A 5,710-nucleotide genomic window follows, 5' to 3' on the forward strand; every position below is an offset into this window, starting at 1 on the left:
TGCGTTGCCAACTATCCAGCCCCCAGCAGCGGGATCGCCTCGTCGCGTTCGTAGAGGTACAGCAGGCAGCGCAGCGCCTCGCCGGACTCGCCCTGCAGCTTCGGGTTCTCTTTCAGGATGCGCAGCGCCTCGTCGCGCGCCTGGGTGATGAGCTGAGCGTGCACCTCCGAGCGAGCGATGCGATAGCCGGGCAGGCCGCTCTGGCGGGTGCCGAGGACGTCGCCTTCGCCGCGCAGCTTGAGGTCCTCCTCGGCGATCCGGAACCCGTCGGTGGTCTCGCGGATCACCTTGAGCCGTGCGGCGGATAGTTCGCCGAGCGGCTCGCGATACACCAAGAGGCAGGTCGAGGCCTCGCTGCCGCGGCCGATGCGGCCACGGAGCTGGTGAAGCTGGGCAAGGCCGAAGCGCTCGGCGTTCTCGATCACCATGATGCTGGCCTCGGGCACGTCGACGCCGACTTCGACCACGGTGGTGGCGACCAGCACGCCGATCTCGCCGGCGGCGAACTGGGCCATGACGCGATCCTTGTCGCTGCCCTTCATCCGGCCGTGCACGAGCCCGACCTGATCGCCGAAGCGCTGGCGCAGGCTCTCGAAGCGCTGCTCGGCGTCGGTGAGCTTGACGTTCTCCGATTCCTCGACCAACGGGCAGATCCAATACACGCGCTTGCCCGCGGCGAGCGCGCGGCCGATGCCGTCGATGACTTCGGGCAGGCGCTGCTCCGAAACGGCGCGGGTGTCGATCGGCTGGCGGCCGGCCGGCTTCTCGCGCAGTTCCGACAGGTCCATGTCGCCAAAATAGGTCAGCACCAGCGTGCGCGGGATCGGCGTGGCGCTCAGCACCAGCACGTCGACCGCATCGCCCTTGTTGGTCAGCGCTAGGCGTTCGCGCACGCCGAAGCGGTGCTGCTCATCGACGATCGCGAGCGCCAGATCGTGGTAGGTGACGTCGTCCTGGATCAGCGCGTGCGTACCGATCAGCAGTTGGATCTCACCGGACTCGAGGGCCTGCAGGATGTCGCGGCGCTCCTTGCCTTTCTCACGGCCGGTGAGGATGGCGACGCGCATCCCGGCGCGGGCGGCGAGCGGCGCGATGGTCTTGGCATGCTGGCGCGCCAGGATTTCGGTCGGCGCCATCAGCGCCGCCTGCTTGCCGACTTCGGCAACGGCGGCGGCGGCGAGCAGCGCCACCACGGTCTTGCCGGAGCCGACGTCGCCCTGCAGCAGCCGCAACATGCGCACCGGCTGCTTGAGGTCCTCAATGATCGCGGCGACGGCCTCCTGCTGTGAGCCCGTCAGCGCATAGGGCAGGGCGTCGATGATCTTGTGGCGCAGCTCACCGTCGCCGGCGTTGCGGGTGCCGGCGGGGCGACGCAGTTGCGCGCGCACCAGCGCCAGAGCGAGCTGGCCCGCGAGGAGTTCATCGTAGGCGAGGCGCGACCAGAACCGGCCGTCCGGCAGGATGTCGACCGGCTCATCGGGGATGTGAACCCGATGCAGCGCTTCAGACAGCGTCGGGAAGCTGCAACGGCGCAGCACCTCGGGGCTGATCCATTCCGGCAGCTTCGGCAGTTTGGTCAGCGCTTGCGCCACCGCCCGGCGTAGCGATCCGATCGCCAGCCCCTCCGTCAGCGGGTACACCGGGTCGATCTGCGGCAGCTTGGCGAAGCCTTCTTCATCGACGATGCGGTCGGGATGCACGATCTGCAGCGTGCCGTCGTAGAGCTGGCCGGTGCCGGAGACGTAGCGCTTGGCGCCGACCGGCAACAGCTTGGCGATGAAGTCCGGCTTGGCGCGGAAGAACGTCAGCACAACGTCGCCGGTGTCGTCGCTGGCATAGACCATGTAGGGAGCGCGCGAGCGGCCGGGTGGTGGCGCGCGGTGGCGGTCGACCGTGACCTCCAGCGTCACCACCGTGCCGGGTACCGCATCGCGAATCTTCGGCCGCGCCCGTCGATCGATGACACCGGTCGGAAGGTGCAGCAGCAGATCGGCGAGGCGCGGGGTGTCGGCGCGATCGAGCAGATAGCGGAACAGCTTGTCCTGCTTGGGGCCGACGCCGCTGAGGCTGGTGACCGGCGCAAAAAGGGGATTGAGGATCTCGGGGCGCATCCGCCGTCTCGACAAGGAAGCCGCCACGCGGCCGCAACCCTCAAGGCTTGAATGCATTTTCCGCCGATTGCAATGCGTGGCGGCGGGCTGACAGCGGCATTTGCCAAGGCTATATGAGCTGCGCCCGGCACGTCCGGGCTTTCGGCGTTGAGGTGGATGGACCATGACGGGAACGACGCGCTCGAGCGATGGGCTCGATGATCGCCGCAAGCGGCTGCTGTTTCGCTGCTGGCACCGCGGCACGCGTGAGATGGACCTCGTTCTCGGCCAGTTTGCTGACGCCGAGATCGCGACGCTGTCGGACGCCGAACTGGACGAACTGGAACGGCTGATCGAAGTCAGCGACCACGATCTCTACGCCGCGGTCGCACGTGACGGCACGCTGGCCGGCTTCGACGCCGCGCTGTTCGGGCGAATCAAGACCTACGGCCATCGGGACTCCGAGGCATGAAGACGCCGGCCCGTTCGCCCGCCGAGCAGCTCACTCCCGGCAAGGCACTGACCTTCGCCAACGTCGCCGAGGGTGCCGAAGGCCTGATCGTATCCGATCTGGCGCGGGCCGTGGCGGCCAAGCCGAAGCCGCCAGCGGTGAGCCTCGCCGTGGTTTGCCGCGACGGCGCGCGGATGCAGCAACTTGCCCGCAGCCTGGAGTTCTTCGCGCCCGACCTCGTCGTGATGCAGTTCCCGGCCTGGGACTGCCAGCCCTATGACCGCGTCTCGCCGCATGCCGGCGTGCTAGCCCAGCGCGTTACCACGCTGGCGCGGCTGTCGCGCCTCAAGGGCAGCGACAAGCCGATCATCGTACTGACCACCGTCAACGCCATCCTGCAGCGGGTGCCACAGCGCGACGTCATCGCCGCGCAGGCGCTGTCGGTCGCTCCCGGCAATGTCGTGCCGATGGACTCGATCGCCGCCTGGCTGGAGCACAACGGCTACAGCCGCGCCTCCACGGTGCGCGAGAGCGGCGAATACGCCGTGCGCGGCGGCATCCTCGATCTGTTTCCGGCCGGGCTCGATCAGCCGGTCCGGCTCGACTTCTTCGGCGATCAGCTTGAATCCATCCGTACCTTCGATGCCGAGACCCAGCGCACGCTGCACACCATGCGCGGCCTCGACCTCGTGCCGGTCTCGGAATTCCAGCTCGTCACCGAGACCATCCGCCGCTTCCGCATGGGCTACGTCGCAGCCTTCGGGGCGCCGTCGCCCGACGATCAGCTCTACACCGCGGTCAGCGAAGGCCGCCGCCATCCGGGCATGGAGCATTGGCTGCCGCTGTTCCAGGAACGGATGGAGACGCTGTTCGATTACCTGCCGGGTGCTCCGATCGCGATCGAGCCGCAGGGCGAAGACGCCGCGCGTGAACGCTTCAAGCAGATCACCGATTACTATCAGGCGCGGCGCGAGGCGATGGAGCTGCCGGGCTCGGGCGCGATCTACAAGCCGCTGCCGCCGGGTCAGCTCTATCTCCCGGAGACCGAATGGAGCGCACGGCTCGACGCCGCGGCGCTGGCGCGGCTGACGCCGTTCGCGGTGCCGGAGGAAACCGCCGGTGTGATCGACGCCGGCGCGCGGCAAGGCCGCAACTTCGCGCCGGAGCGTGCCGACGCGAATATCAACGTGTTCGAGGTGCTGGTCGGCCACGTCGGCGCGTTGCAGGCGTCTCGCAAGAAGGTGGTGATTGCGCTGTGGAGCGAAGGCTCGCGCGACCGCATGGCGAGCATGCTGAAGGACCACAAGCTGCTCAACCTGACCAGCGTCAACTCCTGGCGCACCGTGCAGGCGACGCCGCGCAACGAGACCATGCTGGCGGTCGTCGGCCTGGAGTCCGGCTTCGAGACCGACGCCGTCGCGGTCATTACCGAGCAGGACGTTCTCGGCGATCGCCTGGTGCGCCAGCGCAAGGGTAGCAAGAAGCTCGATAACTTCATCTCCGAAGTCACAAGTCTCGCCACGGGCGACATCGTCGTTCATGTCGAGCACGGCATCGGCCGCTTCATCGGCCTGCAGACGCTGGAAGTCGGCGGCGCGCCGCACGACTGCGTCGAGCTGCACTACGCCAACGACACCAAGCTGTTTCTGCCGGTCGAGAACATCGAGCTGCTGTCGCGCTACGGCTCGGAGGGCACCAATGTCGAGCTCGACCGGCTGGGTGGCGGCGGCTGGCAGGCGCGCAAGGCCAAGCTCAAGAACCGCATCCGCCAGATCGCGGGCGAACTGATCAAGATCGCCGCCGAGCGGCATCTGAAGGAAGCGCCGAAGCTGCCGGTTCAGCCGCAGCTCTACGATGAATTCTGCGCGCGCTTTCCTTACGACGAGACCGAGGATCAGCTCGCCGCTATCAATGCCGCGCTCGGAGATCTGGAGAAGGGCACGCCGATGGACCGCCTGGTGTGCGGCGACGTCGGTTTCGGCAAGACCGAGGTGGCGCTGCGCGCGGCGTTCGCGGCGGCGCTCGACGGCAAGCAGGTCGCAGTCGTGGTGCCGACGACACTCTTGGCGCGCCAGCACTACAAGACCTTCACCGAGCGCTTCCGCGGTTTCCCTGTGAACGTCGGCCAGGCTTCGCGGCTGGTGCCGCCGAAAGAACTGACCCAGGTGAAGAAGGGCATCGCCGAGGGCCAGATCGACATCGTCGTCGGCACGCATGCGCTGCTCGGCAAGACCATCAAGTTCAAGGATCTCGGCCTGCTCGTCGTCGACGAAGAACAGCATTTCGGCGTCACCCACAAGGAGCGGCTGAAGCAGCTGCGCTCCGAAGTCCACGTGCTCACGCTGAGCGCGACGCCAATCCCGCGCACGCTGCAGCTCGCCATGACCGGCGTGCGCGAACTCTCGATTATCGCGTCGCCGCCGGTCGATCGGCTCGCGGTGCGCACCTTCGTGGCGCCGCACGATCCCCTGATGATCCGCGAGGCGCTGCTGCGCGAGCGCTATCGCGGCGGCCAGGCGTTCTACGTCGTGCCGCGCATCGAGGATCTCGCCGAGATCAAGGACTTCCTCGACAAGCACGTACCGGAGATGAAGGTCGCGGTCGCTCACGGCCAGATGCCGGCGACCGTGATCGAAGACATCATGTCGGCGTTCTACGACGGCAAATACGACATCCTGCTGTCGACCACGATCGTCGAGTCCGGCCTCGACATTCCGAGCGCCAACACGCTGATCGTGCACCGCGCCGACATGTTCGGTCTGGCGCAGCTGTATCAGCTGCGCGGCCGCGTCGGCCGGTCGAAGCTGCGCGCCTATGCGCTGTTCACGCTGCCGCAGCACAAGATCACGCCGCTCGCCGAACGGCGGCTGAAAGTGCTGCAGTCGCTGGAAAATCTCGGCGCCGGTTTCCAGCTCGCGTCGCACGATCTCGACATCCGCGGCTCCGGCAATCTGCTCGGCGAGGAGCAGTCGGGCCACATCAAGGAAGTCGGCTTCGAGCTGTATCAGCAGATGCTCGAGGAGGCGATTACCAACCTCAAGGCCGGGCTGGTCGACGAGCCGGTCGCCGACCGCTGGTCGCCCCAGATCACCATCGGCATGCCGGTGCTGATCCCCGAGGACTACGTCACCGACCTGCCGGTGCGGCTGTCGCTGTATCGAAGGTCGCC

3 protein-coding genes are annotated in these 5,710 nt (G+C 67.4%); 2 read left to right on the top strand and 1 reads right to left on the bottom strand.

The window, feature by feature from the left end:
- Nucleotides 1-11 precede the first annotated feature (11 nt).
- Nucleotides 12-2,111: an ATP-dependent DNA helicase RecG gene (gene recG / locus I5M_RS13910; protein WP_022721950.1), complete on the bottom strand. Its 2,100-nt coding sequence runs from the start codon at nt 2,109-2,111 to the stop codon at nt 12-14.
- Nucleotides 2,112-2,274: 163 nt separating this feature from the next.
- Here recG and I5M_RS13915 point away from each other — a divergent pair, with 163 nt between their 5' ends.
- Both I5M_RS13915 and mfd read left to right on the top strand, forming a co-directional pair.
- The gene (locus tag I5M_RS13915) at nt 2,275-2,562 is read left to right on the top strand and encodes a succinate dehydrogenase assembly factor 2 (RefSeq protein ID WP_022721951.1); all 288 of its coding nucleotides are present in this window, start codon (nt 2,275-2,277) and stop codon (nt 2,560-2,562) included.
- Nucleotides 2,559-5,710: transcription-repair coupling factor (mfd, locus tag I5M_RS13920; protein WP_022721952.1), on the top strand; the 3,152-nt coding region annotated here is incomplete at its 3' end. The genes I5M_RS13915 and mfd, both read left to right, overlap by 4 nt.

Source organism: Rhodopseudomonas sp. B29 (assembly GCF_000333455.1).
Lineage (GTDB): Bacteria > Pseudomonadota > Alphaproteobacteria > Rhizobiales > Xanthobacteraceae > Rhodopseudomonas.